Raw genomic sequence first — 22,954 nt, forward strand, 5'->3', positions numbered from 1 at the left:
GGGGCCACCTATGGGGCCCCTCGACGCCTGATGGTTCGCCACGCACTCACTGCAGACACCACGCACAGCGCCAGGAGCAGCCCCACGTCCAGCAGCAGCAACCACAGCAGGTGCATGCCGTGCACCGGCGGTTGGTGCATCGCGGACAGCATCCACGGCACCGACCACACCACCAGCAACGCGAACGCGATCAGCAGGCGCAGCCACAGGCGTCTCAGTTTCCAGGGCTGCACGATCAGTGCGGCCACCACCAGCTCGACGGCTCCCAGCAGCGCGAACACGATGACGGTGCTGGTCGGGTAGGGCAGCTCGGCGCCTTCCAGGTGGTGCAGCAGCCAGTAGTCCGGAGTGAAGCCGGCATTGACCAGCGCAGCGATCAGCGCCAGCCAGGTCAGCGCGACCAGCAGCCAGAACAGGCCGATGTAACGTCTAGGCATCGGCGGTGTCCGTGGTGGGGCGGGAGGTTCCGCGCGACGAATAGCGCAGGCTTGCGACGATTGCGGCCAGTGCCAGCAGGCCGGGCCCAACTGTGAAGTACACCAAGCGCAGCGGATGGTTGTGCATCAGCATCCAGGTCGCGAACGCCAACGGGATCGCCAGCACCAGCACCTTGGCGAACAATGGCCGCAGTACTGCAATCAGCGGCTGGGCGCCAATGAACATCCAGAACAGATGGAACTGGGCGATGCCCAGGCCGATGTCGCGATGGGAGGTGAAGCCGAAATGGTCGCGATACGCGTTCATTCCCAGCGGAATCAGTGCCCAGTACAGCAGCGCCACCAGCAGATGCAGCAGCAGGGCGATCAACAGGGGCGTGCCGCGAAGGAACATGGGCGAATGGGACCGGGCGGGGCAGCGTACCCCAGTGCGGACGCCCGTGACCGCATCGTGTGAAGGCTGTTGACGGCGTGAAGGAATTTGGACACAATAGCGCTCCTTCGACGCAGGTCGAACGGAATCTGCGGGAATAGCTCAGTTGGTAGAGCGCAACCTTGCCAAGGTTGAGGTCGCGAGTTCGAGTCTCGTTTCCCGCTCCAGATTCTACAGGGCCCCGGTAGGGGCCTTGTTTTTCTCCCACCATGGCAAGGCGGGGCACGTTGGGCCACAAGGCTCTACGCGCAGTCAGAAAGGTGAAATCGCTGGTGTGTGTTCCGGATTTCCGGTACCATGTCGGCTTACGCGGGAATAGCTCAGTTGGTAGAGCGCAACCTTGCCAAGGTTGAGGTCGCGAGTTCGAGTCTCGTTTCCCGCTCCATGTTCCGACAGGCCCCATCATGGGGTTTTGTCTTGTCAGGGCCCTGTTCCTGGCGCGCAGTACGTTGGCCTCATGGCAGAGTGGCTATGCACCGGATTGCAAATCCGTTTACAGCGGTTCGATTCCGCTTGAGGCCTCCAATTGAAAAGCCCTGACTCCGGTCAGGGCTTTTTTGTTTTTCCGCACGGCAACCGCGCTATGCAAAGTCTGGCCTGGCGGCGCCGATTCGCGTTGACCGCATTGACCTCCGTGTTGTTCGGCGTCGCCATGTTCAGCGACGGCGCCTTCACCACGGGCAGCCCGCTGCACGGCATGTATGCCGTCGGCATCTTCTCGATCCTGACGCCACTGCTGTTCCAGGTAGCGCTGGGTGCCGATGCGCCCCCGCGCATGGCCTGGCTGGCGCCGGCGACGTCGCTGATGGGCATGGCCTGCCTGTAGCTGATGATGTCCGGGCTGTTACGCTGGCTCCAGCATAGAAATTGCGGCAGGCGCGCGACATGATCATCCGGCTACTGACCGAAGACGATGCGGACATGCTCTGGGAGGCCCGCCTGCAGGCGCTGCGCGAGTCGCCCGCTGCATTCCTGTCCACGCTGGCCGAGGCGGCCGGCGATTCCTCGCAGGTGATGCGGGCGCAGCTTGATGACCCTCATACCCGTTACTTCGGTGCCTTCGACCAGGCGGCACTGATTGGCTTCCTGCGCTACGTGCGCCCGGTGCGGTTGGCGCGGCGGCACACGGCGGAGATCCACAGCGTCCATGTTGGCGCAGCCCATCGTGGTCATGGCATCGCCCGTCAACTGTTCCTTGCGGCATTCGCGGCGGCACGCATGGACAGCATCGAGTCGCTCACGCTGACGGTGCTGGCGGACAACGCTGCTGCGCGTGGACTGTACGAATCGTTGGGATTCACCGAATCCGGCGTCGAGCCACGCGCGGTGAAGCGCGACGGCCGCTATGTGGACATGGTGTCGTACTGGATTTCAGTGACCGGCCACCCATCATCGCCGACACCTTGAATCACCAGCTCTACGCCGGATCGTGGGCCGGCGTCTGCGCGCGGAAGTTGCGCCCGACCGGTTCACCCACGCCCAGGTAGTGGCGGAACAGATAGATCAACGGTTTCCAGCGGCCGACATCGATGTGCTGGCTGCCTGCATGGGTGATCGCCTCATGCGCATGCACGCAGCGGATGCGGCCTTCGACGATCACGAAGTGCTGGCCATCGTCATCACTGGGCGCGTGCATGGCTGTTACCGTGACTTCCACCTGCAGCGGGCACTCGGCAATCGTAGCGGGTGCCACCTCTGCTGACGGTACGGCGTTGAAGCCGCCCAGCGCGAACTTGTCACGCACATGCACGTAGCCCATCGCCTGCTTGGTAGCGGGAACCGGATCGCGGCCGGTCGCACGCGCGATGGCCTCGACCTGGGCCGCCTGTGCAGAGGACGGAAAGTTCAGCACGCACTCGTTGCGCAGCTGCAGGTTGCAATAGCCCTGGCCCTGCGTGCCGAGCCCGAGCACCACCCGGTTGCCCAGCGCCCAGAACGAAGAGAGCGGGCTGATGTTGCTGCTGCCGTCGGGATTGAGCGTGGTCATCAGCAGTACCGGCGTGCCCGGGTAGAGGACCGAAGGCGTGATGCGCCGACGCTGGATCGAAGGGTTCGTCACTGCGGTTCTCGGAAGAGCGGGGCGGTGACTGTGCGCCGGGGCGGGCCGGCAATGCTTCGGCCTGCATCGAACTGTCGGGCGGGCCCTGCATGCCACAATGCCGGCATGGTCCACACCTCCGGTTCCCTTGTCAGTGTCGGTGCCCTGGTCGGTGACCAGGCACGCGCCGCCATGTTGCTGCAGTTGATGGACGGCCGCGCGTACACCGCGATGGAACTGGCGCGGGTGGCCGGGGTGACGCCACAAACGGCGAGCACGCACCTGCGGCGCTTGATTGAAGGCGATCTGCTGGTGGTCATCCCGCAGGGCCGCCATCGCTACCATCGGCTGGCGTCGACCGAGGTCGCGGACATGCTGGAGGGCATCCTGCGTGTGGCCGAGCGCACGCCCTCGTGCACCGCCGCCGTGTCACGCAGCCTGCCGGCGTTGCGCGAGGCGCGCTCCTGCTATCGCCACCTGGCCGGCGTGCACGCGGTGGCCATCACCGATCACCTGCTGCAGGCCGGGCACGTGCTGCCGCGCGAGGGCTATTGGCAGGTGAGCGCAGAGGGGGCGGCGTTCCTGCGGGAGCTCGGCCAGCCGCTGGCCGAGGTGCTGCAGCAGCCGGTGACGGCCAGGCCCGCGCGCTATTGCCGGGGATGCCTGGACTGCACCGAGCGGCGTCCGCATCTGGCCGGGCTGGTCGGCGAGGCGATGCTGGACAGCTTCGTGAACAACGATTGGCTGCGGCGTGTTGAAGGCCGTCGCGAACTGCGGCTGACCCCGCCGGGGCGCGAGGCGTTGTGGAAGTGGTTCGGCCTGGCGACCTGAGCGTCCGACCAGTCTCATTCGCCCGCGACATGCGGAGGCGCTATGGTCAGGTTCCAAGTCTTAGGGAGCTGCAATGGCGAGCAAGGACATGATGGACCGCAGTACGCAACCGGAATGCCGCCGATGAGCAAATCCGCTGCGGAAGTACGCTGGTTGACGTTCCGGCTGATGAACGGCCAATCGATCGGGCCGGACCGGTTGAAGGATGGCTGGGTGGTCGCCTCGGAGACCCGCCACTGTGGCGTGCGGCGCGAGTCAATCGAAGGCGCCGGCGTGGTCTACGCGCTGTACGCACCGGCCAATCTGGCCTCACCGCGCCGCGCGGAAATGCGCATGCGCGAGTTCCTGATGAGTTCCGGCTACACCTTCACCATGGGCACGCTGGGCGGCTGACGCCGCCCGTTGCGTTTACGGGCGCACCGTCAGCGCCTGGCCGAGTGTTCCGATCGGGCCGCGTGCATCGTGCAGCACGGTGCTGGTCAGGCCGATGCCCTGGCGGCCGAACGACACCGACGTGTCGAAGCCCAGCCACTCGCCTTCGGGCATGCCGAACAGGTGAGCGGTGAGGTCCAGGTTCGGGAAGGCGACCTCCTTCGGATCGGCGCGTACCGCCATGCCGTTGGACAGGTCGAACAGGGTGGCGGCACGGGCCAATGGGCTGACCGCTTCACCATCCAGCAGCGACTGCGTTGCGCGGGCCCAGTAGGTTGCACGGCCGGGGCCCTGGTCGTGGCGACGGATCTCGATGCTCTGGATGAAACCACCGGGCCAGACCGTGCCCGGGTCCCATGCCGGCATCGATTCCGGCGGCGCAATGCCGCTGATCGGCGTGCCGGCGATGGCCCCGGTATCGTTCGGGCGCATCAACCAGGCGCGCACGCGCAGCGCCGGACGGTCATCGTGCCGAAGTGTGGCCTCCACCAGTTCGATGGTGCGACCGCCGCGCAGCACCTGTACCTCGGCGTCCATCGCTTCGATCGGAATGGTGCCGAGGATGTCGTAGGACAGGCGCGCGATCAGGAAGCCATGGCCACGCGCCGCAGCGTCGCGTTCCAGGTGGTGGGCCAGCAACCCGATCGCCGGTGCGATGTGCTGCTCGCGGATGTTCCAGGCGCCGCCGGTATGCTCGGTCGGCAGGTAGCGGGTGTCGCTCAGTCGTTCGAAGAAGGCCATCGGGTGCGTTGCTTCAGCGGGGAAAGAGGCGGCAGGACGGTTGCCGGCCTCTGCATCCTAAGCGTTCGGCAATGGCATGCGCTGCGCCAATGCGGTCAATTGTGCCTGCGCGCGGGCCATGCCCTGCTCGATGCCATGTGGACGGATGTCCATGCCTTCGGCGTAGACGAAATCAACCTCGGTGATGCCGATCAGGCCCAGCACCGATTGCAGGTAGGGCGTCACCGTGTCGGTGCCCTGGCCGACATGCACGCCGCCGCGCGGACTGAACACCACCGCTTCCACGCCCTGGACCAGGCCCTGTGGCCAGGTGTCGGTGTAGCGGAAGGTCACGCGCGCGCGGGCGACCAGGTCGAACCAGTTTTTCAGCGGCGTCGGTACGTTGAGGTTGTACATCGGCGCGGCGATCAGCAGCAGGTCGCTGTCCATCAGCTCGCCGATCAGCGCATCGGACAGCGCGATGGCCTGTCGTGCGCGCGGCCCCGGGTTCTCTGCACCGCGCAGTGCGTGGAAGATCTCTTCATCCAGCACTGGCAGGTCCAGTGCGGTGAGGTCGCGCACGGTGACGACGTCATCGAAGCCCTGCGCGGCACGCTCGGCGAGGAAACGATTGATCAGGCCGGCGCTGCGCGAGGCGGTGCCGTTGAGGCTGGAGTGGAGGACAAGCACCTTGCTCATGGCGGGAAGTCGATCTGCGTGGAAGGGGAGGGCGCCCACTCTAGACTTTAAAAACTTCGCCAGTGGCGCTATTTTTTCCTTCCATTGGTTCCTGATTGGATACATTGTGGCCTTGTCCGATCTGAACGGTATCGACGTGTTCGTGGCCACGGTGCAGGCCGGCAACTTCGCGCAGGCGGCCGACGCGCTGCGGGTCACCCGCTCGGCGGTGGCCAAGAGCATTGCGCGGCTGGAAGCCCGGCTCGGCACCCCGTTGTTCCTGCGCACCACACGCAGCCAGCAGTTGACCGAGGCCGGGGCGCTCTACTACCAGCATTGCCTGCGCGCGCTGGAGGAAATCCGTGCAGGCGAGGCCGCGCTCGAGGGCGGGCGAACCCAGGTTGCCGGTCGCCTGCGCGTGTCCCTGCCGGTGTTGTTCGGCCACCTGTGCATCGCACCGATCCTGCTTGAGCTGGCCCGCCAGCATCCGGCGCTGGTGCTGGACCTGCAGTTCAATGATCGTACGCTCGACCTGCGCGAGGAGGGCATCGACCTGGCGATCCGCATCGGCGCGTTGCCGGACAGCAGCGATCTGGTGGCACGGCCGCTGGGGGAACACCGCATGGCGATCTGCGCCTCGCCGGGGTTCATGGCCGGGCGCGAGCTGCCGCACACCGTCGACGCACTGCGTGGGCTGGAGGCGGTGGCCTACAGCCGCCGCGGCCAGGTGATGGAATGGAAGATGCGGGTGGAGGGCGAGCCGCAGGTGTTGAAGCCGGATGCACGCGTGCAGATGGACGATCTGCAGGGCGTGGCTGATGCGGCCGTGGCAGGGCTGGGTGTGGCCTGGCTGCCGTACTGGCTGGTGCGCGATGCGCTGCAGCAGGGGCGGTTGCTGGAAGTTTTTCCGGCCGCCTCCAATGCGATCTATCCGATCCATGCGGTGTGGCCGCGGGTGCCCCACCTGCCGCTGAAGACGCGGGTGGCGGTGGACGCATTGCTGCAACAGTTGCCGGCGCGCCTGCTGGAGGTGGAGGCCGCCCCGCTGTTGCGCAGCTGATCGTCAGTTCAGTAGCTGGCGGCCTTCAACGCCTCGACCACGTCGGCTTCAGCGAATCCGCAATGCCCTTCGCCTGCCGCAGGCAGCACCTTCGGCAACGGCCGTGCGCCGGCATGGGCCGCCAGCTGCGGATACACCGTCTGCATATGCGGCACGATGGTGGGGTCGTTGTTGTTGAACTGGATCACCAGCGGTCGCTTCAACGCGCCGCTCAGTGTCAGCTTGGCGCGGATATCGGCCTGTGCCGCGGGCACGGCGTCGACACGCTGCACGCCGGCATTGAACGCCGTGTCGTCGCCGAAGCCGCGGTAGACCACGCCCCTGTTGCCCACCGGCATGCCGCCGCTACGTGTCGCCAGTTCGTGCAGGACCAGTGCGTGCAGGCTGATCGTGCCGGCCAGCGCATCCGGAGCGACCTGCAGTTGCCTGGCCAGTACCTCGGCATGCTGTGGGTTCTGCTGCAGCGCGCCGGCGATGCCTTGATAGAGCGCTGCCTGCGGCAACGCGGCCGCTTCATGCGACGCCAGTCCACTGGCCGGCAGGCCTTCCGCGTTGGGGAAGAAGTAATCGAAGGCGACCAGCGTGGTCAGCAGGTCAGTGGCGATCTGTTCGCCACTGAGGTTGGCACCGCACAGCGAGACGCCACCGGCGTAGTGCTGCGGGTAGCGCTCGAGGCTGGCCAAGGTCACTGCGCCGCCCATCGAGAATCCGAGCAGCCAAGTGTGGCGCACGCGCTTGAGTTCGCCCAGCGCGTGCTGGCGCAGGCGTTCCATGTCGGTGATCGCATCGGCCACGGCCCAGCCCTGGCTGGCATAGGCGCTCTGCGCGACGGCGTAGCCCGCGGCCAACAGCGTTGCAGTGCTGTCATTGGCGGTCATCGGCGTAGAGCGTGGCACACCCACTGGTTCATAGCCATGCGCCAGCATCACCAGGTCGCCGTTCCAGCCAGCCGGTACGTCCAGGCGCCAGGGGGCGCCCTGCAGCTCGCCGCTGAGCATGCGTGGTGCAGTGGGTGGCGCAGCCAGCAGCGATGCCGCAGGCAGCAGAAGGCCGAGGGCGAGGGCGCATCGAAGCAAGGGGCGCATCGTGGTCATTCCATCCGGGAATGGCGCCGAGCATAGATGCCCGCGAATTGTTGCGCGCGCTGCACTGCCGCAGGGGATTGCCGGTCGGCCGTGCTGCGCTCTACGCTGGCGGCATGGCCCAGCACACTGCCGCGTCGATTATCCGCATTCCCCACGGGAAGGCGGGGTAGCGCGCGGTCGTCATGGCCATGCAACCCGCCCGGGAAGGCGGGTTGCATGCGGCGCTCTCCCGGGTACTGGAATCCACCGAGGAGAACGCAGATGCACCCTCTTTCATCGACCGGCGACGCCCCGACCCTGCACCTGGTGTGCGGCAAGATCGGCGCCGGAAAGTCCACTCTGTCGCAGCGGTTGGTGGCGCAGCCGTGCCACGTGCTGATCAGCGAAGACGCCTGGCTGGCGGCGCTGTATCCCTGCCAGATCCATTCCGTCGCCGACTACCTGCAGCGCGCGGCAGCACTGCGCGCTGCGCTGACGCAGCATGTCCGCGCGATCCTGCAGGCCGGCGTCTCGGTCGTGCTCGACGTTCCGTTCAACACGCCCGCCGCCCGCGCCTGGGGCCGCGAACTGTTCGAGTCGGCCGGCGTTGCCCATCAGCTGCATTTTCTCGATGTTCCCGACGCCATCTGCAAGGCGCGTCTGCGTGCCCGCAACGCGCGCGGTGAGCACCCGTTCCAGGCCAGCGATGAAGCCTTTGAGCAGATCACCTGCCACTTCGTGGCACCTGTGCCGGAGGAGGGCTTCGTGGTGATCCGTCATGCACAGGAGGGGTGAGTTCCTGCAAAGGGCCGTGTTCAGTCGATCATGGTGGTGGCGATTCCGATACGATCTGACGCATTGAACCCTATTCGCTTGATCTGGAGTCCCATCGTGGTCGACCGTCTCGCCATCCTGCTCGAACGTTTCGCGGTCACCGCCTCGGTGTTCCATGCCGGCGCGCTGTGCGGCATCAACACCCTGCAGGGGGAAGATGAGGCCGGCCAGCTGCACCTGGTGCGGCGGGGGCCGCTGCAGGTCAGCCACGGCCAGCAGACCCTCCAGGTCGACGTCCCCAGCCTGCTGCTGTACCCGCGGCCGATGCCGCACCGGTTCAGTACCGATCCGCAGCAGGGCGCCGACATGGCCTGCGCCAACCTGCATTTCGAGGGCGGCCGGCTGAACCCGATCAGCGCCGCGTTGCCCGAATTCATCTGCATGCCGCTGGCGGATCTCTACGGCGGCAGCGCAGCACTGGAGCTGCTGTTCGAAGAGGCCTTCGAGCAGCGCTGCGGGCGTGCGGCGATGGTCAACCGGCTGTTCGAGGTGGTGATGATCCAGGTGCTGCGCCAGTTGATGGAAGGCGGCGAGATGCGTGGTGGCCTGTTCGCCGGGCTCGGCCATCCGCGGCTGCGGCTGGCGTTGGTGGCGATGCATGAAGCGCCGGCGCAGGCGTGGACGCTGGAAGACCTGGCCGACGTCGCCGGCATGTCGCGCAGTGTGTTTGCCGCCAGCTTCCGTGAGGCGATGGGCACCACGCCGGGCCAGTATCTGCAGGGTTGGCGGGTGGGCCTGGCGCAGCAGGCGCTGCGCCAGGGCAGACCGCTCAAGCGGATTGCCGACGATGTGGGGTACGGCAGCGAAGCGGCGCTGTCGCGCGCGTTCAAGGCGCACACCGGGCAGTCGCCGCGGGAGTGGCGCGGACAGGCCCGCGCCGGCGCTGCCTAAGCCTCAGCCCAGCACCAGCCGCGCCAGTTTCATGCCGCCGAACAGGCCGACCAGGCCCAGTGCCACCGAACCGCCGGCGTACAGCGCTGCCAGGCCATGCTGGCCGCGCTGCAGCAGCAGGCCGATTTCCAGTGCATAGGTGGAGAACGTGGTGTAGCCGCCGAGGACGCCGGTGGCCAGCAGCAGTCGCAGCTGCGGCGAGGCGCCATTGCGCAGGGCGAAGGCTTCGACCAGCACGCCCATCAGCAGTGCGCCGCTGATGTTGATCAGGAAGGTCGACCAGGGCCACGGACTGCCGACCGCCACGCGCGCACCGATCAGGTTGCAGGCGTGGCGCAGGCAGGCACCAAGTCCGCCGCCGATGAAGACCAGCAAATAGTTGTTCAATGCGTGCATCACGTGCCTCGGGTAGGGGTTCGCTGATTCGATGGCGAACGCCGAGGGCGGGCACGGCCTGCCGTCGACGAACACCGGTTCGTCCTGGCAGGAGCCATCAGCCCTTTCAGGCGGTTATCGGGGGAGCCCCATCCCCATCGACGACCATGCTACCAGCGGCAGTGCATTCACGTCATCGAGGTCGTCAGTACCCGGATGACCTTGCTGCGGCTGAAGCCGTCCATCAGCAGTTCGAAGGCCAGCAGGTCCAATGCTGCGTGGCGGCGATGATCGATCTCCAGCCCCTTCTCCTCCACCAGATGGCTGACCAGTTCGTAGGCGTCCTGCCAGACGTCCAGGTGGGCCTGGCTGGGGATGTAGGTATTGCCCCGTTCACCGACGCCAAGCCCGCTCACGCCATACAGCAGTTCGCGCGCGTCCAGCTTGGCCGCATCGGCGATGCGGAACAGCTGTTCGGCCTTCACATGGGCGGGGCTGACATGGTCGTTGAGCCAGTTGCTGATGGTTGCCGTCGTCGAATCGGCGGCGCGGGCCAGATCGGCCGGGCGAGGGTGCCCGGCTTTCTTCATGGCAATGGCGAGTCGTTGGCCGAGAGTATTCATCTATGCAAGCCAGCTTAACGCGTGGATCGCAAAGTTCCCTTGTTCCAAGAATAAGTCTGGTTAACAGAAGGACCGACCGTGACCGAATTCTGGAGCAAGGGGCAGGTGCGCATCCGGCTGGGTTTCCGGACCGATGCCGAACTGGCGCGCTTCTTTGGCATAAGCCGATCTGCGGTGTCGCAATGGCCCAGGGACTTCCCGATTCCTGCGCTGCGCCAATACATTCTGCATCAGCGCTACCCCAATCTGTTCCCGGCGACTGAGGCCGCAGAGGCCGAAGAGGCCTGAACTGCGCCGCATTTTGTCGCATATAGCACTCTAAGCGCGGTTTGCTAAGTATGCTTAGCGGTATAGGAAACTTCGATGGAACGGGGCTCGGCCATCGGTGATGCCTACTGGAGCAGGGGGTGGGGGGATCGGGTAGTGTGTCGGGTCCGCCCCATCCGGGGACCCAGTCATCCCGTATGTGGTTTCGTGAACGATTAATAATTTCGATCACGAAAGTCGCTGCATGTAATTGACCTGTCGTGAAATCTATGACTAATTGGCATCAACCGGGCGTGAAGCCCGGGAGTCTTTCAGTAGCTCGCAAGTGAGTCGGTAGACCGTCAACGATGCAGAACAAGTCCAACGGAGGTCGTATGGAATACGGCATGCATGGCTTGGCTGAACGGGTACGCCGCGAACTGGAAGCCAGTTATCACAAACACGGATGCGGTCCGGCGTTCTGGGATACCTACCAGCAGGTGCTGGACCGCCTGGTCCCGCAGGGGACCGAGCGTACCGAGGTCACCAATGAAATGGCGCTGATCATCGAGCAGCTCGGCATTGTCCGACGTGCGCAGTTGGTACCGCCGCACGCCAACGGGCCGCGTTGATCCGTTGATTCAAAGCAGGCGCCAGGCGCCACAGGCCAACAACGCCAGCAGCATCGAAAGCAGTGCCAGGGTCCGCGGTCGCCACCATTGCCGCGGTTGCCCGGCCATGGCCTGCGGACTGCAGTAACGCACCAGCCCCGAGCCGAAACCGGCCTGGTGCTGCTGCCGCGCGCAGGCGTCCAGGCAGGCGCCGCAGGCCAGGCAATCGGCCTGCGGTCCCTGGCGGATGTCCAGCTGCATCGGGCAGGCGCTGACACATGCGGCGCAATCGGTGCAGTCGCCCAGGCGGTCGGCGCTGAAGGTGGGCATCGGTCCGGCCAGCAGCGGATGCGCGGCACGGAATACGTAGTCCTGCGCGGTGGTCGGGTCGAGCAGGCCGCGGCCGCGGCCCAGCACGCCCCCCAGGCCCGACGGGCGCATGCCGCGCGGTTCGCCGCGGCGCGCGTCGTACAACATGCGGGGCGTGTACGGATCGGTCAGCAGTGGCTGCATGCGTGCGAATGGGCACAACGAACGGCACACCTGTTCGCGCAGGAAGCCGGCATTGCCCCAGGTCGCTGCGGCATAGAACACCACCCAGAACGTTTCCCAGCCACTCCAGCCGGCGTGTGGCGCAGCGTCCACCAGTTCTCCGATCGGGCTGAACAGGCCGACGAAGGTGATGCCGGTCCACAGCGACAGCAACCCCCAGGCCACCTGGGTGGCAGGGCGTACCGCCGGCACCGGCAAGACCCGAGCCATACCGTGCGCTATCCAGTCGAAGGCACGCCGCCACAGCGTCTGGGGGCAGGCGTGGCCACACCAGACGCGGCCGGCGAGGTGGGTAAGCAACGCAAGGGCAACGGCCAGCACCGCCAGCAGACCGATCAGCACGCCGACGTCGCCGGGCCACAAGGTCCAGCCGAACAGATCGAAGCGTCGTGCATTGATGTCCAGCAGCAGCGCCTGCTGCCCGTTCCAGCGCAGCCATGGCAACGCATAGAACAATGCCAGCAGGAGCACGCTCAGCGCGCCGCGCCAACGCCAGGGGCGTGGAATTCCAGTGCAGGGCATGCTCATCCCAGCGGCAGCTCGTCGTCGTCGTCGCTGGGCATCGGGCGCTGCAGGTACCAGGTGACCGCGCTGGACACTGCCGTCACCGACCAGAACATGAAAAACCCTGCCGTATAGCCCAGTTCGCGGCTGATCGCCGTGCCCGGGAAACTGATCGCCTGCAGTCGCAACGGGTCGACGAAGGCGAAGAACACCACGCTGGCCAGGCCCGCGGCGATGAAGCTGGGCCAGAGGATGGCGCCCCAGTGCTGGATCAGCTGCTGGCGGCGGCTGGGAGAGGGTCTGTTCATGCTGTCCCGGATCGGAATGAGGGCGGCGCGTATACTCCGCCGAGGCCGGCGCAGCATCCGCAGGGCATGCTTCCTGCAAGCGTGCCAGCCTAGGTGCAGCGGACTGCGCCGACATTGATCTGGATCAACGGTGGTGCGGCCCGGCTGGGGCACACTGCCGGCACGCTTTGGGTACCCCCGATGAACGCAACACCGCCGCCTGTTCTTCCCGTCGCTTCGCCCGAGTTGTGCACCGAGCAGGAAGTGACCCGCCTGGTGCACGACTTCTATGCGCGCGTGCGCGAGGAAGAGCGGTTGGGGCCGGTGTTCGAGGCACACGTCCACGACTGGCCGGAGCACCTGGCGCAGCTGGTCGATTTCTGGTCGGCGATGCTGCGCGGTACCCGCCGCTTCAAGGGCTCGCCGATGTCCAAGCACATGGCCATCGAGCTGGACAAGGACCTGTTCGACCGTTGGCTGGTGCTGTTCCGGATCACCACCGCCGAGTGCAACAACCCGCCGATGCAGGAGCTGGCCAACGACGTGGCCGCACGCATCGGTGACACGTTCTGGAAGCGTTACCAGATGCTGCGCTGGCCGCAGGTGGGCCTGCCGGTGCTGGGCATCCCTGCCAAGGATTGATCTGGGTCAAGGCAGTCTCGGCTGCGCGGCGCGATGCTGGCGGCATGGACACGTTCTCTCCCGCCGCCGGTGGCCTGGCCTGGACCTTCGACCCCGACCTGCTGCGCCGGCACGACCGGCCGGGCCCGCGCTACACCTCGTACCCGACCGCGCCGCATTTCCATGATGGGTTCGACGCGCCGGCACTGCGCCAGGCGATCGCCGACAGCAACCAGCTGGCACGCGCGCTGTCGCTGTACGTGCACGTGCCGTTCTGTTCCAGTCCCTGCTTCTACTGCGGCTGCAACCGGGTGATCACCCGCGATCGCGGCCGTGGCCACAGCTACGTCGCGCGCGTGCTGGCCGAGGCCGACCTGCTGGCGCCGCAGTTCGAGGACGGTCGTGAGGTCATCCAGCTGCATCTCGGAGGCGGCACGCCGAACTTCCTTGATGCCGAGGCGATGACCACGCTGGTGGAGGGGCTGCGCCGGCGCTTCGATTTCAGCGATTCGCCGCAGCGCGATTTCTCGATCGAGCTCGATCCGCGCTTCATTGATACCCGCGACGTCGCCATGCTGGCGCGGCTGGGCTTCAACCGCGCCAGCCTGGGCGTGCAGGATTTCGATCCGCACGTACAGGAATCGATCAACCGCATACAGGGCGTGCAGCAGACGCTGGACATCCTGCGCGCGTGCCGCGACAGCGGCATGCGTTCGGTCAACGTCGACCTGATCTACGGGTTGCCGGGGCAGAGCCTGGAAGGCTTCGGCCGCACTCTCGAACGGGTGCTGGCGCTGCGCCCGGATCGCCTGGCGGTCTACGGCTACGCGCACCTGCCGCATCTGTTCCGTGCGCAGAAGCAGATCGACGAGAGCCGGTTGCCTTCACCGGAAGACAAGCTGGCGCTGCTGGGCCTGGCGGTGGAGAGGCTCTCGTCGGCCGGCTACCAGTACATCGGCATGGATCACTTTGCGTTGCCGGAAGAGGATCTGTCGCGTGCGCAGCGTGCCGGCCAGTTGCATCGCAACTTCATGGGCTACACCACCCACGCCGATACCGATCTGCTCGGCCTGGGCGTGAGTGCGATCAGCCACATCGGTGCCACCTACAGCCAGAATCCGCGCGACCTGCCGTCGTGGGAGGATGCGGTGGACCAGGGCCAGCTGCCGGTCTGGCGCGGCGTGGCGTTGAGTGCCGACGACCAGCTGCGTGCGGAACTGATCCAGCAGCTGATGTGCCAGGGCGAGGTGGATGGCACGGTGCTGGGCCAGCGCCATGGTGTTGATTTCGAGCGGTACTTTGCCGAAGACCTGCGTTCGGTGCAGCGGTTGCAGGAAGATGGCCTGGCCGAATATCGGGACGGTGTAGTGCGCGCCAGCGAGCCGGGGCGGCCGCTGCTGCGGCTGCTGGCGATGTGCTTCGACCCGTACCTGCGTGCCGCCCACGAGCAGCCGCGTTACTCGCGTGCGATCTGAGGTTCCGTCGCGCAGTGCATGCATGGTGCCCGGAGCCGGAATCGAACCGGCATGGGGTTGCCCCCGGCGGATTTTAAGTCCCTTGCGGCCCGGCCTAACTACTTGATAACGCAGAGCTTAGGCGCTCCATTTGTGCCATTTGAGCGAATCTGTGCATCCGCTGCCGGTGGTGTATGCAGGTTTGACGGAACATTCGCCACTTCAAGCAGCTTCATTGCCTGCTTCAGGTTGCTCGGCGCGAGGTGCGCATAGCGCCTTCTGACTTCCAAAGTGCTGTGCGCCTTCCGCAAGTCCGGCGCAGAGGTCATGGAATCCGCGCATCGGGTCTGACGAAGGTGCCGTACATTCGCGCATTGAAGTCACCCCATGATCGAACGCAACTCCCTCTGGCACCTGGCGAAACTCCTGCTGGACACCGGCATGCAGACTTCCAAGGTACAGGTGATGATCAAGGTCTTCGCTGCACCGTGCGATGCCTGAATCAGTCGGCGGCTGGACGCTGCTCAGGTGCAGTTCGCTCATGGGTCACTCCGATGCGCAGACGCGCATCGCCGGGCTGCCTGAGGGGCGCTTAGGGAGTAGGTAAGGGAATTGGCGGCAGGGGCCGCAGCGCGCCGCGAATGGACGCGTTTGAGAGGTGTTACAGGAACAGCTTAGCGAAGGCCGCAGCGGCACCAAAGAAGGCCGCGCCCACCATGAAGGGATACCAGCGGTTTTCCGCGTTGATCTTGGACGTTTCCGCGATCAGCTTGGCAATCTCGGCCTCTACCTTTTGGGCATCCATTGTCTTGGGCTTAGGTTGCATCGGACATCTCCAAGTGTAGCGCCTGCGGACCGGGGCTGGGCGACGTAACTGGGTGTTGTCCGCCTCAGTACCAGGACGCAAAACCACCCTGTCCCTCTGCTCCACATGATCACGGCTGCGCCGGACCACGATTGCCACAACACAGGCGACCAGCACTCCGACCACGATCAGATAACGGCCGCGCCGCACGTCCCAGCCGAACACCTCCGGCCAAGCCCTCAGGTTGCCTGGCATTGGTTTCAGGCGTGCATGGTCGGGCAAGACACTAGGTCGGTGTCGGGTGGGCCTAGGGTGCTCGGCCAAAAAACAGATAGCCGCGATAGCGGGGGATACGCAGCGCTCCCCGCCAGCCCTCAGATGGCCTGAGGTGCCTCGTAGGCGCTGCTACGGATTCGCTATCCGTTGATCGTGTTAGTGCAATCAATGACTTAGCGGGCAGTTGTGCCATGTGTGCGCCAAATGAGGCCCTCAGGTGGCCTAAGGCCGCCGAATGAGGGTGCCCGGTGCCTAGTCCTGGCGACCCCGGCATGGGGGACGTGGCGCGGTCCGGCCTATCGATGCCCCTTCGGATTTTTCTACCAAAATGGAGGACCCCTCAGGTACTCTCTATGTCGTACTAGCGGGGATGGCGAAATGGTAAACGCAGCGGCCTTAAAAGCCGCCGCCCTCCGGCTTGCGGGTTCGAGTCCCGCTCCCCGCACCAGCTCAATCATCGTGAGACATTCATGGGAAACACCAGGATCGCTTCAGGTGTTCCCTCAGTGTTTCTACATGAAGGGGGTTCTACCTCGATATCACGGATATGATTGGGCTTAGGCGTGCCTTCCTGCTGGAGGGCTGCACGGTACAGGGGGAGGGCAAGCCGGAAGGCTCAGACCTTTGAATGCGCGAAAGCGTCCGGTTAACCCGGGCGCGGGGAAAATTAAATGAGTCTGCTTGAAGCGGTAGAGAAGCACTGGGACATTATTGAGGGCGCGCCTTGGTTCTTCCTTTCATACGGATTCCTTTGCGTCTCGCTTGGCTTCGGCGCCGCGTACATGCTATTCAAGGAGCGCCTTGATACCATGAAAGTTAGGCTGGAAAAGGCTAAGGAGGACTTGGGCTCGCCTAAACCTGAGCCGGTCGCCATTCCACCTTCTGATGGCCTCCTTACGGAACGAATCCTGTTTCCCGCAACAAGTCCCAACGGCCGTAACATTCTCTCCCCCTCTGTAAACACGGTGGCGGTGAAGGAGTTTGTCGGAGTCAAGGCCATTGTTCCTCGGGGACAACGACTCATGCTGAGGATGGAGGGCCTAGGCCCTCAGCAGCAGGACGCCGCGTGGTCATGGCGCTTGGGCGGAACGACGACTGGCTGGGACAACGATATTTACAACAGCGAAAGCGTGGTGCCTATGCAGATGTGGAACGCCTGGGAGGGAACTGCCGACCTGAAGTTCCAGTTCCATCGGGCGGGGGAGGTGCGCCTACACCTCGCCTCGGAAGATGGGACGTTTGAGCTGAGTAAGACCCTCAGCATCAGGTCCTAGCGGATTTCAACACGGGCTGCCACTATGTGCCGCCATTCTTTCTAAGACGTGTGGTGTGGAACCCATAATAATTGCGATTGTGGTCGTCGGCGCGGTGGTGTACTTCATCAGCCGCACAAACGGCGATCAGAAGAATCTCGACATGTTCCTCGGTGCCTTGGATGCGAAGCGAGCACTTCACGTCGCGCGAGGGGAAATGCAGGCGACCAATGAACTCGCGCTTATGTCCGAAGCTGTGCGTAGGGCGCGTGCATGCATAGCCCAGAAGCCCCACGGCGTCGTGCATAGAGAAGAACAGATGCAGTTGTACCGTGCGACCAGCTCCAGCTTTCTGGAGAAGCTGATAATCGGGTACGGTTCGCATTATGCAGTGAGGGAGTCGCTAAGCCGCCTCTCGCAGAAGGCCGAGAAGACCCGCAAGTCCTAATGCGGCACGCTGCCCGCCATGTCTTCCGGGCCGAAGTCGGGCAGGTGAGGGGCTAGCGTATCGGCCACCTTCTGGGCGCTTGCCGGGGACGAGATATCGTTGTCCTTCAGGAGCTTGACGGCCTGCCCTAGGGGGGCGGGCGGCACTCGCTCGCCGCGTTCGCGGTATGCCAGGATTTCCTCCTGGACGATTTCAAACGTCAGCGCGTGCAGCGTGTCGGCCGCTTCCTCACTCGCGCGCGCCATGTTTCACCTCGTCATTGAATCGTGTCTCCATGACGGCCATGTGCTTGTTGGCCTCTGAGAGCTGGTCGGATAGGGTATCGATCTTCTTCAAGGTTTCCTCATGCCTAGCGAGCGTGGTGTCCTGGACCGTGTTGTTGGTCTGCGCCTGGACGATAGCCCTGGCCGGCCAAAGGCTTCCTGCGGTTGCCATGCTGAACATGATCTTGGAACCATGCATGCGGCGATGGATCACAAAGACAGTAGCAGCGAGCCGCGAGGATCTTGGGTAGTTCGGTTTCGTCCTGTTCGGGCAACTGGCCCTTGCTGGTGGTGCGGATAACGCGCGGATTCAGGCAGTTGGTCAGATAGTCGCCCCTGTAGCGTTTGGTCCATAGCTTTGGCGAGTGAATCATCACGAGATGGATCGGGGACAGGTCCACGCCCTGCCCACGTGACTTGGACAAGACTTCCACCCACTAGGACCAAAACAGGACCATCATGGGGTGCTAGGCTTGGTGTCGCGGGCCTATTCGCGCTCAGCGGCATCGTCGACGGTGTTCGTGTAGCAGGTCTAACCCGCGTCTATGTGCTCATGCACTAGGTGACTTGGTGGTCAAACACCGCCTGCTCTCCAGGTGTCTTGAGGGTCATCTTCAGGTCTCTCCTAAGGGTTGTGGGCTTCGCCCCGATAGTCAGCAACAATTGCCATCTACAGGTCGGTATTGACGGTGCATGCGGCCTGTGCATGCATCGGACGTACGAAGGCGTTCCCGGCATTTGCCGGGCGTCTTCATGCTGTTGGGTTCCGAAATAAGGCCTACGAGCTTTGCTTGGGCTGTGCCTAGCTGTGCCTAGCTGTGCCCGTGTGTGCCGTGGCACAGGGCAGCTAAGGGGGTTTTGGTGTGCCAGAGGTGTGGCGCTGTGCCGAGACTGTGCCTAATCCAGCGGCGTAAGCCGCTGAACTAAAAAGGGCCGCAAGGTCTTTTAAGTCCGATGCGTCTACCAGTTTCGCCATCCGGGCCTGCAGCGCGGCGCCGATTGTAGCCCACCCGCCGCACGGCGGCTGGATTGCATCGGCGCAGTGACGTGCTTAACTGTCGTTCCTATTCATGTCATAGTCCCAGCCATCGTTCCCAGGGGGGGAGCCACCTGATGTCGCTGCACGCGATTGCCTATGCCAGTGAGGCCCGCGCCGATCTGCAGACAACCGATCTTGACCGCCTGCTGGCCGATGCCACGGCATTCAACCGTGTAGCCGGCGTCACCGGTGTGCTGATGTTCGACGGCTCGCGCTTTCTGCAGTATCTGGAGGGTCCCGAAGATGGCATCGATTCGGTGTACCAGCGCATCGTCAATGCGCGCAGCCATGGCCAGCTGAAGGTGCTCTGCCGCGCACCGGTGGCGCAGCGGGCGTTTCCGCGCTGGTCGATGGGAACCCGGCGCATCGATGCGGAGCTGCTGGCACAGATCGTCGAATCGGCGTGGCCGGGCTTCCTGCTTGGCAGCGGTGGCTTCGAGCGCCTGCTGCAGGCCTGGACCGGCGCCGATGGCGAACTGGAACCGGCCGCAGTCGCACTGGGCTCCTGATCCCATCTTGGCGGCCAGGCATCCGGGCCGTTAGGCTGTAGCCTTTCTGGCTTGGATTTACCCGGAGTGGTGCAGTAAATGATCAGGTCGGCCGAAGCCATGGCGGCACGCATGCCACTGCGCAGGACATGCCAGTGAGCGCTTCCCTTGCAGCAGCGGAGGCCCCGCGATTCGCGGTGATCGGCCTGGGCTACGTCGGCCTGCCGCTGGCGGTGGCCTTCGGCCGGCACTGGCCGACGCTGGGCTTCGACATCGATGCCGATCGCATTGCCGAGCTGCGCGATGGTCAGGACCACACGCTGGAAATGGAGGCCGATGAGCTGTCCAGTGCACAGCAGCTGCAGTACGGCAGCGATCCGGCCCTGCTCGATGCCTGCAATGTCTACATCGTTACCGTGCCAACCCCGATCGATGCCTATGAGCAGCCCGATCTGGAGCCGTTGCGTTCGGCTACGCGGATGATCGCCAGCCATCTGCGCGCGGGCGACCTGGTGATCTACGAATCCACGGTGTACCCGGGCACCACCGAAGAGGTCTGCGTGCCGCTGCTGGAAGAAGGCTCGGGCCTGCGCTTCAACGAAGACTTCTACTGCGGCTACAGCCCAGAGCGAGTCAGTCCCGGCGACCGCCAGCGGCGCCTGGCCGACATCCGCAAGATCACCTCGGGGTCGACAGCGGAAGTGGCTGCGGTGATCGATGGCCTGTACCAGCGCATCATTGCCGCCGGTACGTTCCCGGCGCCGTCGATGCGCGTGGCCGAGGCGGCCAAGGTGGTCGAGAACATCCAGCGTGACGTCAACATCGCGCTGGTCAACGAGCTGGCGCTGATCTTCGACCGGCTCGGCATCGATACCCAGGATGTGCTGGATGCGGCGGGCAGCAAGTGGAACTTCCTGCCCTTCCGGCCGGGCCTGGTCGGCGGCCACTGCATCGGCGTGGACCCGTACTACCTGCTGCACAAGTCCGAGAGCGTGGGCTACCACCCGGACCTGATCCACACCGCGCGGCAGGTCAACAACCGCGTCGGGGAGCATGTGGCGTCGCGGGTGCTTGCGATGCTGGCCGAACGCGGTCGCGTACCTGCACAGTCGCGCATCCTGGTGCTCGGCGTGACCTTCAAGGAGGATTGCCCGGACCTGCGCAACAGCCGTGCGCTGGAGCTGGCGCAGCGCCTGCGTGATGCCGGTGCACAGGTCGAGGTCAGTGATCCCTGGGTCGGCCCGGCGGCATTGGCCGATGAGGGCGTGCAGTGGCTGGCCGAACCCGTGGCAGGGACCTATGACGCGGTGGTGCTGGCGGTAGCCCATGCCCGCTTCAAGGCGATGGCCGAGGTCGGTATCCGGTCGCTGCTGGCACCGGGCGGCCTGGTCTACGACGTGAAATCGGCCTGGCCACGCAACGTGGTTGACGATCGCCTGTAAACCCGGGCGGCGGGCAGCGCGGTAGACTCGCAGGCAGTTGCAACCAAGGAACGCCATGCACCGGTATATCGTCTACCTGCTCGCCATCCTGATGTTCCCCATCTGCCTGTGGTTGGCCACGATCTGGCCGGCCTGGTACTGGGGCGTCGGCCTGACCGCCGCGATGGTGGCGCTGGGGACCTGGGACCTGCTGCAGAAGCGCAGCACGCTGCGCCGGAACTATCCGGTGATGGCGCACTTCCGCTACGGCCTGGAGTCGATCGGCCCGGAGATCCGCCAGTATTTCGTGCAGAGCGACCTGGAGGACGTGCCGTTCTCGCGCCAGCAGCGCGCTCTGATCTACCAGCGCGCCAAGAACGAGATGGACACGGTGCCGTTCGGTACGCTGCGCAGCACCTATGCGGTGGATTACGAGTGGATCAACCATTCGCTGGCGCCGACCGCCATCGCCAAGCATGACTTCCGCGTGCTGATCGGCGCCAACTGTGCCAAGCCGTATTCGGCGAGCGTGTTCAATATCTCGGCGATGAGCTTCGGTTCACTGTCGGCCAATGCGATCCGCGCGCTGAACGAGGGCGCGCGCCGGGGGGGCTTCTATCACGATACCGGCGAAGGTTCGATTTCGCCGTATCACCGTGAGATGGGCGGCGACCTGGTCTGGGAGATCGGCTCGGGCTACTTCGGTTGCCGTGATGAAAAGGGCGGTTTCAGCGAAGAGCGCTTCGTCGCCAACGCCACCCATGACCAGGTCAAGATGATCGAGATCAAGCTGTCGCAGGGCGCCAAGCCCGGTCATGGCGGCGTGCTGCCGGCGCCGAAGGTGACCGCCGAGATTTCGGTGACCCGTGGCGTGCCGATGGGCGTGGACTGCGTATCGCCGTCGCGCCACTCGGCGTTCTCGACGCCGGTCGAACTGCTGCAGTTCGTCGCCCGCCTGCGCGAACTGTCCGGCGGCAAGCCGGTCGGTTTCAAGCTGGCCATCGGCCACCCGTGGGAGTGGTTCGGCATTGCCAAGGCAATGCAGGAAACCGGCCTGCTGCCGGATTTCATCGTAGTCGACGGTGCCGAGGGCGGTACTGGCGCAGCACCGGCGGAGTTCGTCGACCATGTCGGCGTGCCGATGCACGAGGCGCTGCTGCTGGTGCACAACACTCTGGTCGGCCTGGATCTTCGCGAGCGCATCCGTATCGGCGCGGCGGGCAAGATCACCAGCGCATTCGACATCGCGCGCACCATCGCGCTCGGCGCCGACTGGTGCAATGCCGGCCGTGGCTTCATGTTCGCGCTGGGCTGCATCCAGTCGTTGAGCTGCCACACCGACAAGTGCCCGACCGGCATCGCCACCCAGGACCCGGCACGCTGGAAGCACCTGGATGCACCGGACAAGGCCACCCGTGTCTACAGCTACCACGAGCACACGCTGCACGCCCTGAAGGAGCTGCTGTGTGCGGCGGGCCTGAACGATCCGGCCGAGCTGGGGCCGGAGCACATCCTTCGTCGTGTCTCGCCGGTGGAAATCCGTTCGCTGGCGTCGCTGTACCGCTACCTGGAACCGGGCGAGCTGCTGCACAAGGTGCCCGACCATGCAGTGTTCCATGCGTTCTGGGCCGATGCGCGCAGCGATTCATTCCAGCCGCCGCCGAAGATCCAGGCGCTGCGCGCCAGCAAGTCGCGATAACGATTCTGTAGCGTCGAGCCATGCTCGACTGCTTTTCCACGCAGTCGAGCAAGCTCGACCCTACAAGGAGGCGCCATGCAGTTCAGGATCGGCACCATCGAAGATGTCGCCACGTTGTGGGCGCTGCGCACGCGCTGTGTGCGCGAGACCTGCAGCAGCCATTACCCGCCGGAGGTCATCGCGCCGTGGTCGGCCTCGCCACCGCCGCTGCAGTACGCGAGGCTGCTGGGGCAGGGTGGTTGCGTGGTGGCCGAGGACGGACAGGGCGGCCTGCTCGGTTTCGGGGTGTTCGATGCCGATGCCAATGAAGTCGACGCGCTGTTCGTCGATCCGGATCGTGGCGGAAAGGGGATCGGCCAGGCGCTGATGCAGCGCCTGTTGGCGATGGCCGATCGTGAGCGTGAGGTGGTGCTGTCGGCCTCGCTCAATGCCGTGCCGTTCTATCAACGGCAGGGCTTTGTCAGCGTGCGCGAGGAAGCCTATGCGCATCCCAGCGGTGTGGCGCTGGCCTCGGTGAGCATGCGCAGGCCATGGTGATGTAGAGCCGGGCTTGCTCGACGCTACAACGCAG

31 protein-coding genes, 4 tRNA genes and 1 riboswitch are annotated in these 22,954 nt (G+C 65.0%); of the genes, 20 read left to right on the plus strand and 15 right to left on the minus strand.

Annotated elements, in window-relative coordinates; all coding sequences use genetic code 11:
- Positions 1-8 precede the first annotated feature (8 nt).
- Positions 9-437, minus strand: a complete 429-nt coding sequence (locus DFO63_RS19435) for a hypothetical protein (protein ID WP_119007620.1) — start codon at positions 435-437, stop codon at positions 9-11.
- Positions 430-831, minus strand: a complete 402-nt coding sequence (locus tag DFO63_RS19440; protein ID WP_119007621.1) for a hypothetical protein — start codon at positions 829-831, stop codon at positions 430-432. Before DFO63_RS19440 ends, DFO63_RS19435 begins: the two co-directional genes overlap by 8 nt.
- Before the next feature lie 130 nt (positions 832-961).
- On the opposite strand from DFO63_RS19440, the gene DFO63_RS19445 reads away from it, so the two are divergent.
- From DFO63_RS19445 to DFO63_RS19465, 5 genes are all read left to right on the plus strand, one after another.
- A tRNA-Gly gene (locus DFO63_RS19445) sits at positions 962-1,037 on the plus strand.
- A 142-nt stretch (positions 1,038-1,179) separates the two neighbouring features.
- Positions 1,180-1,255 (plus strand) — tRNA-Gly (locus tag DFO63_RS19450).
- 66 nt (positions 1,256-1,321) lie between these two features.
- A tRNA-Cys gene (locus tag DFO63_RS19455) sits at positions 1,322-1,395 on the plus strand.
- A gap of 1 nt (position 1,396) precedes the next feature.
- Positions 1,397-1,696 carry a hypothetical protein gene (locus DFO63_RS22040; protein WP_147416478.1) on the plus strand — a complete coding sequence of 100 codons (300 nt, stop codon included), beginning with the start codon at positions 1,397-1,399 and terminating at the stop codon, positions 1,694-1,696.
- A 59-nt stretch (positions 1,697-1,755) separates the two neighbouring features.
- Positions 1,756-2,277 (plus strand): GNAT family N-acetyltransferase, encoded by a 522-nt coding sequence (locus DFO63_RS19465; RefSeq protein ID WP_049446066.1) that lies wholly within the window; start codon positions 1,756-1,758, stop codon positions 2,275-2,277.
- 10 nt (positions 2,278-2,287) lie between these two features.
- On the opposite strand, the gene DFO63_RS19470 is transcribed toward DFO63_RS19465, so the two are convergent.
- Complete coding sequence (locus tag DFO63_RS19470; RefSeq protein ID WP_119007623.1) at positions 2,288-2,929, minus strand: flavin reductase; 642 nt, start codon at positions 2,927-2,929, stop codon at positions 2,288-2,290.
- 105 nt (positions 2,930-3,034) lie between these two features.
- On the opposite strand from DFO63_RS19470, the gene DFO63_RS19475 reads away from it, so the two are divergent.
- Together DFO63_RS19475 and DFO63_RS19480 are read left to right on the plus strand one after the other, a co-directional pair.
- Complete coding sequence (locus tag DFO63_RS19475) at positions 3,035-3,739, plus strand: winged helix-turn-helix domain-containing protein (protein WP_119007624.1); 705 nt, start codon at positions 3,035-3,037, stop codon at positions 3,737-3,739.
- Positions 3,740-3,862: 123 nt separating this feature from the next.
- On the plus strand, positions 3,863-4,132 hold the full coding sequence (locus DFO63_RS19480; protein ID WP_042358614.1) for a hypothetical protein: 270 nt from the start codon (positions 3,863-3,865) through the stop codon (positions 4,130-4,132).
- Between the two features lie 15 nt (positions 4,133-4,147).
- Here the strand turns inward: DFO63_RS19480 and DFO63_RS19485 are convergent, their stop codons facing one another.
- Both DFO63_RS19485 and DFO63_RS19490 read right to left on the minus strand, forming a co-directional pair.
- Complete coding sequence (locus DFO63_RS19485; RefSeq protein ID WP_119007625.1) at positions 4,148-4,912, minus strand: thioesterase family protein; 765 nt, start codon at positions 4,910-4,912, stop codon at positions 4,148-4,150.
- A gap of 57 nt (positions 4,913-4,969) precedes the next feature.
- Complete coding sequence (locus DFO63_RS19490) at positions 4,970-5,590, minus strand: NAD(P)H-dependent oxidoreductase (protein ID WP_101765242.1); 621 nt, start codon at positions 5,588-5,590, stop codon at positions 4,970-4,972.
- A 106-nt stretch (positions 5,591-5,696) separates the two neighbouring features.
- Between DFO63_RS19490 and DFO63_RS19495 the strand changes: the two genes are divergently transcribed.
- Positions 5,697-6,629 (plus strand): LysR family transcriptional regulator, encoded by a 933-nt coding sequence (locus DFO63_RS19495; protein ID WP_119007626.1) that lies wholly within the window; start codon positions 5,697-5,699, stop codon positions 6,627-6,629.
- Positions 6,630-6,637: 8 nt separating this feature from the next.
- Here DFO63_RS19495 and DFO63_RS19500 read toward each other — a convergent pair whose 3' ends face one another.
- Complete coding sequence (locus DFO63_RS19500; protein WP_049446454.1) at positions 6,638-7,714, minus strand: alpha/beta hydrolase; 1,077 nt, start codon at positions 7,712-7,714, stop codon at positions 6,638-6,640.
- Positions 7,715-7,975: 261 nt separating this feature from the next.
- Between DFO63_RS19500 and DFO63_RS19510 the strand changes: the two genes are divergently transcribed.
- A complete protein-coding gene (locus DFO63_RS19510; RefSeq protein ID WP_049446079.1) occupies positions 7,976-8,488 on the plus strand; it encodes an ATP-binding protein in 513 nt (170 codons plus the stop codon).
- A gap of 96 nt (positions 8,489-8,584) precedes the next feature.
- The gene (locus DFO63_RS19515) at positions 8,585-9,418 is read left to right on the plus strand and encodes an AraC family transcriptional regulator (protein WP_119007741.1); all 834 of its coding nucleotides are present in this window, start codon (positions 8,585-8,587) and stop codon (positions 9,416-9,418) included.
- 3 nt (positions 9,419-9,421) lie between these two features.
- Here DFO63_RS19515 and crcB read toward each other — a convergent pair whose 3' ends face one another.
- Positions 9,422-9,814, minus strand: a complete 393-nt coding sequence (gene crcB, locus DFO63_RS19520) for a fluoride efflux transporter CrcB (protein WP_014036647.1) — start codon at positions 9,812-9,814, stop codon at positions 9,422-9,424.
- A gap of 81 nt (positions 9,815-9,895) precedes the next feature.
- Positions 9,896-9,959, minus strand: a riboswitch (Fluoride riboswitch).
- Positions 9,960-9,981: 22 nt separating this feature from the next.
- A complete protein-coding gene (locus tag DFO63_RS19525) occupies positions 9,982-10,383 on the minus strand; it encodes a helix-turn-helix transcriptional regulator (RefSeq protein WP_005415999.1) in 402 nt (133 codons plus the stop codon).
- A 111-nt stretch (positions 10,384-10,494) separates the two neighbouring features.
- Here DFO63_RS19525 and DFO63_RS19530 point away from each other — a divergent pair, with 111 nt between their 5' ends.
- Entirely contained in the window at positions 10,495-10,704 is a 210-nt protein-coding gene (locus DFO63_RS19530; protein ID WP_075674813.1) for a hypothetical protein, read from the plus strand.
- Between the two features lie 353 nt (positions 10,705-11,057).
- The gene (locus tag DFO63_RS19535; RefSeq protein ID WP_005416001.1) at positions 11,058-11,294 is read left to right on the plus strand and encodes a hypothetical protein; all 237 of its coding nucleotides are present in this window, start codon (positions 11,058-11,060) and stop codon (positions 11,292-11,294) included.
- Between the two features lie 9 nt (positions 11,295-11,303).
- On the opposite strand, the gene DFO63_RS19540 is transcribed toward DFO63_RS19535, so the two are convergent.
- Entirely contained in the window at positions 11,304-12,353 is a 1,050-nt protein-coding gene (locus DFO63_RS19540; protein ID WP_119007627.1) for a 4Fe-4S dicluster domain-containing protein, read from the minus strand.
- Complete coding sequence (locus DFO63_RS19545; RefSeq protein WP_049446085.1) at positions 12,350-12,637, minus strand: hypothetical protein; 288 nt, start codon at positions 12,635-12,637, stop codon at positions 12,350-12,352. The genes DFO63_RS19540 and DFO63_RS19545 overlap by 4 nt, the downstream gene beginning before the upstream one ends.
- 180 nt (positions 12,638-12,817) lie before the next feature.
- Between DFO63_RS19545 and DFO63_RS19550 the strand changes: the two genes are divergently transcribed.
- The gene (locus DFO63_RS19550; RefSeq protein WP_014036652.1) at positions 12,818-13,258 is read left to right on the plus strand and encodes a group III truncated hemoglobin; all 441 of its coding nucleotides are present in this window, start codon (positions 12,818-12,820) and stop codon (positions 13,256-13,258) included.
- A gap of 44 nt (positions 13,259-13,302) precedes the next feature.
- A complete protein-coding gene (hemN, locus tag DFO63_RS19555) occupies positions 13,303-14,712 on the plus strand; it encodes an oxygen-independent coproporphyrinogen III oxidase (RefSeq protein WP_119007628.1) in 1,410 nt (469 codons plus the stop codon).
- A 201-nt stretch (positions 14,713-14,913) separates the two neighbouring features.
- On the opposite strand, the gene DFO63_RS22045 is transcribed toward hemN, so the two are convergent.
- Together DFO63_RS22045 and DFO63_RS19560 are read right to left on the minus strand one after the other, a co-directional pair.
- Entirely contained in the window at positions 14,914-15,234 is a 321-nt protein-coding gene (locus DFO63_RS22045) for a hypothetical protein (RefSeq protein WP_147416480.1), read from the minus strand.
- A gap of 118 nt (positions 15,235-15,352) precedes the next feature.
- A complete protein-coding gene (locus tag DFO63_RS19560) occupies positions 15,353-15,778 on the minus strand; it encodes a hypothetical protein (protein WP_147416482.1) in 426 nt (141 codons plus the stop codon).
- 358 nt (positions 15,779-16,136) lie between these two features.
- Between DFO63_RS19560 and DFO63_RS19565 the strand changes: the two genes are divergently transcribed.
- Positions 16,137-16,220, plus strand: a tRNA-Leu gene (locus DFO63_RS19565).
- 223 nt (positions 16,221-16,443) lie between these two features.
- Complete coding sequence (locus tag DFO63_RS19570) at positions 16,444-17,046, plus strand: hypothetical protein (protein WP_119007630.1); 603 nt, start codon at positions 16,444-16,446, stop codon at positions 17,044-17,046.
- Between the two features lie 22 nt (positions 17,047-17,068).
- Here the strand turns inward: DFO63_RS19570 and DFO63_RS22050 are convergent, their stop codons facing one another.
- The 3 genes from DFO63_RS22050 to DFO63_RS19585 are packed head-to-tail and all read right to left on the minus strand — an operon-like array spanning position 17,069 to position 17,917.
- A complete protein-coding gene (locus tag DFO63_RS22050) occupies positions 17,069-17,410 on the minus strand; it encodes a hypothetical protein (RefSeq protein WP_147416483.1) in 342 nt (113 codons plus the stop codon).
- 59 nt (positions 17,411-17,469) lie between these two features.
- Positions 17,470-17,718 carry a hypothetical protein gene (locus tag DFO63_RS19580; protein WP_119007632.1) on the minus strand — a complete coding sequence of 83 codons (249 nt, stop codon included), beginning with the start codon at positions 17,716-17,718 and terminating at the stop codon, positions 17,470-17,472.
- Positions 17,702-17,917 (minus strand): hypothetical protein, encoded by a 216-nt coding sequence (locus tag DFO63_RS19585; RefSeq protein ID WP_119007633.1) that lies wholly within the window; start codon positions 17,915-17,917, stop codon positions 17,702-17,704. Before DFO63_RS19585 ends, DFO63_RS19580 begins: the two co-directional genes overlap by 17 nt.
- A 932-nt stretch (positions 17,918-18,849) precedes the next feature.
- Here DFO63_RS19585 and DFO63_RS19590 point away from each other — a divergent pair.
- From DFO63_RS19590 to DFO63_RS19605, 4 genes are all read left to right on the plus strand, one after another.
- The gene (locus DFO63_RS19590) at positions 18,850-19,284 is read left to right on the plus strand and encodes a BLUF domain-containing protein (protein ID WP_014036718.1); all 435 of its coding nucleotides are present in this window, start codon (positions 18,850-18,852) and stop codon (positions 19,282-19,284) included.
- 134 nt (positions 19,285-19,418) lie between these two features.
- Positions 19,419-20,705, plus strand: a complete 1,287-nt coding sequence (locus tag DFO63_RS19595) for a nucleotide sugar dehydrogenase (protein WP_119007634.1) — start codon at positions 19,419-19,421, stop codon at positions 20,703-20,705.
- A gap of 55 nt (positions 20,706-20,760) precedes the next feature.
- Positions 20,761-22,383: an FMN-binding glutamate synthase family protein gene (locus DFO63_RS19600; protein WP_100449783.1), complete on the plus strand. Its 1,623-nt coding sequence runs from the start codon at positions 20,761-20,763 to the stop codon at positions 22,381-22,383.
- A 75-nt stretch (positions 22,384-22,458) separates the two neighbouring features.
- The gene (locus tag DFO63_RS19605) at positions 22,459-22,920 is read left to right on the plus strand and encodes a GNAT family N-acetyltransferase (RefSeq protein WP_119007635.1); all 462 of its coding nucleotides are present in this window, start codon (positions 22,459-22,461) and stop codon (positions 22,918-22,920) included.
- The last annotated feature ends 34 nt before the right edge of the window (positions 22,921-22,954 follow it).

This window comes from Stenotrophomonas sp. AG209, assembly GCF_003550055.1.
Lineage (GTDB): Bacteria > Pseudomonadota > Gammaproteobacteria > Xanthomonadales > Xanthomonadaceae > Stenotrophomonas.

Coding starts and splice junctions, on each gene's coding strand:
- DFO63_RS19435 (WP_119007620.1), bottom strand. CDS start 437: ATGCCTAGACGTTACATCGGCCTGTTCTGGCTGCTGGTCGCGCTGACC.
- DFO63_RS19440 (WP_119007621.1), bottom strand. CDS start 831: ATGTTCCTTCGCGGCACGCCCCTGTTGATCGCCCTGCTGCTGCATCTG.
- DFO63_RS19465 (WP_049446066.1), top strand. CDS start 1,756: ATGATCATCCGGCTACTGACCGAAGACGATGCGGACATGCTCTGGGAG.
- DFO63_RS19475 (WP_119007624.1), top strand. CDS start 3,035: ATGGTCCACACCTCCGGTTCCCTTGTCAGTGTCGGTGCCCTGGTCGGT.
- DFO63_RS19480 (WP_042358614.1), top strand. CDS start 3,863: ATGAGCAAATCCGCTGCGGAAGTACGCTGGTTGACGTTCCGGCTGATG.
- DFO63_RS19485 (WP_119007625.1), bottom strand. CDS start 4,912: ATGGCCTTCTTCGAACGACTGAGCGACACCCGCTACCTGCCGACCGAG.
- DFO63_RS19490 (WP_101765242.1), bottom strand. CDS start 5,590: ATGAGCAAGGTGCTTGTCCTCCACTCCAGCCTCAACGGCACCGCCTCG.
- DFO63_RS19500 (WP_049446454.1), bottom strand. CDS start 7,714: ATGCGCCCCTTGCTTCGATGCGCCCTCGCCCTCGGCCTTCTGCTGCCT.
- DFO63_RS19510 (WP_049446079.1), top strand. CDS start 7,976: ATGCACCCTCTTTCATCGACCGGCGACGCCCCGACCCTGCACCTGGTG.
- crcB (WP_014036647.1), bottom strand. CDS start 9,814: ATGCACGCATTGAACAACTATTTGCTGGTCTTCATCGGCGGCGGACTT.
- DFO63_RS19525 (WP_005415999.1), bottom strand. CDS start 10,383: ATGAAGAAAGCCGGGCACCCTCGCCCGGCCGATCTGGCCCGCGCCGCC.
- DFO63_RS19535 (WP_005416001.1), top strand. CDS start 11,058: ATGGAATACGGCATGCATGGCTTGGCTGAACGGGTACGCCGCGAACTG.
- DFO63_RS19540 (WP_119007627.1), bottom strand. CDS start 12,353: ATGAGCATGCCCTGCACTGGAATTCCACGCCCCTGGCGTTGGCGCGGC.
- DFO63_RS19545 (WP_049446085.1), bottom strand. CDS start 12,637: ATGAACAGACCCTCTCCCAGCCGCCGCCAGCAGCTGATCCAGCACTGG.
- DFO63_RS19550 (WP_014036652.1), top strand. CDS start 12,818: ATGAACGCAACACCGCCGCCTGTTCTTCCCGTCGCTTCGCCCGAGTTG.
- hemN (WP_119007628.1), top strand. CDS start 13,303: ATGGACACGTTCTCTCCCGCCGCCGGTGGCCTGGCCTGGACCTTCGAC.
- DFO63_RS22045 (WP_147416480.1), bottom strand. CDS start 15,234: ATGAGCGAACTGCACCTGAGCAGCGTCCAGCCGCCGACTGATTCAGGC.
- DFO63_RS19570 (WP_119007630.1), top strand. CDS start 16,444: ATGAGTCTGCTTGAAGCGGTAGAGAAGCACTGGGACATTATTGAGGGC.
- DFO63_RS22050 (WP_147416483.1), bottom strand. CDS start 17,410: ATGCGAACCGTACCCGATTATCAGCTTCTCCAGAAAGCTGGAGCTGGT.
- DFO63_RS19580 (WP_119007632.1), bottom strand. CDS start 17,718: ATGGCGCGCGCGAGTGAGGAAGCGGCCGACACGCTGCACGCGCTGACG.
- DFO63_RS19585 (WP_119007633.1), bottom strand. CDS start 17,917: ATGTTCAGCATGGCAACCGCAGGAAGCCTTTGGCCGGCCAGGGCTATC.
- DFO63_RS19590 (WP_014036718.1), top strand. CDS start 18,850: ATGTCGCTGCACGCGATTGCCTATGCCAGTGAGGCCCGCGCCGATCTG.
- DFO63_RS19600 (WP_100449783.1), top strand. CDS start 20,761: ATGCACCGGTATATCGTCTACCTGCTCGCCATCCTGATGTTCCCCATC.
- DFO63_RS19605 (WP_119007635.1), top strand. CDS start 22,459: ATGCAGTTCAGGATCGGCACCATCGAAGATGTCGCCACGTTGTGGGCG.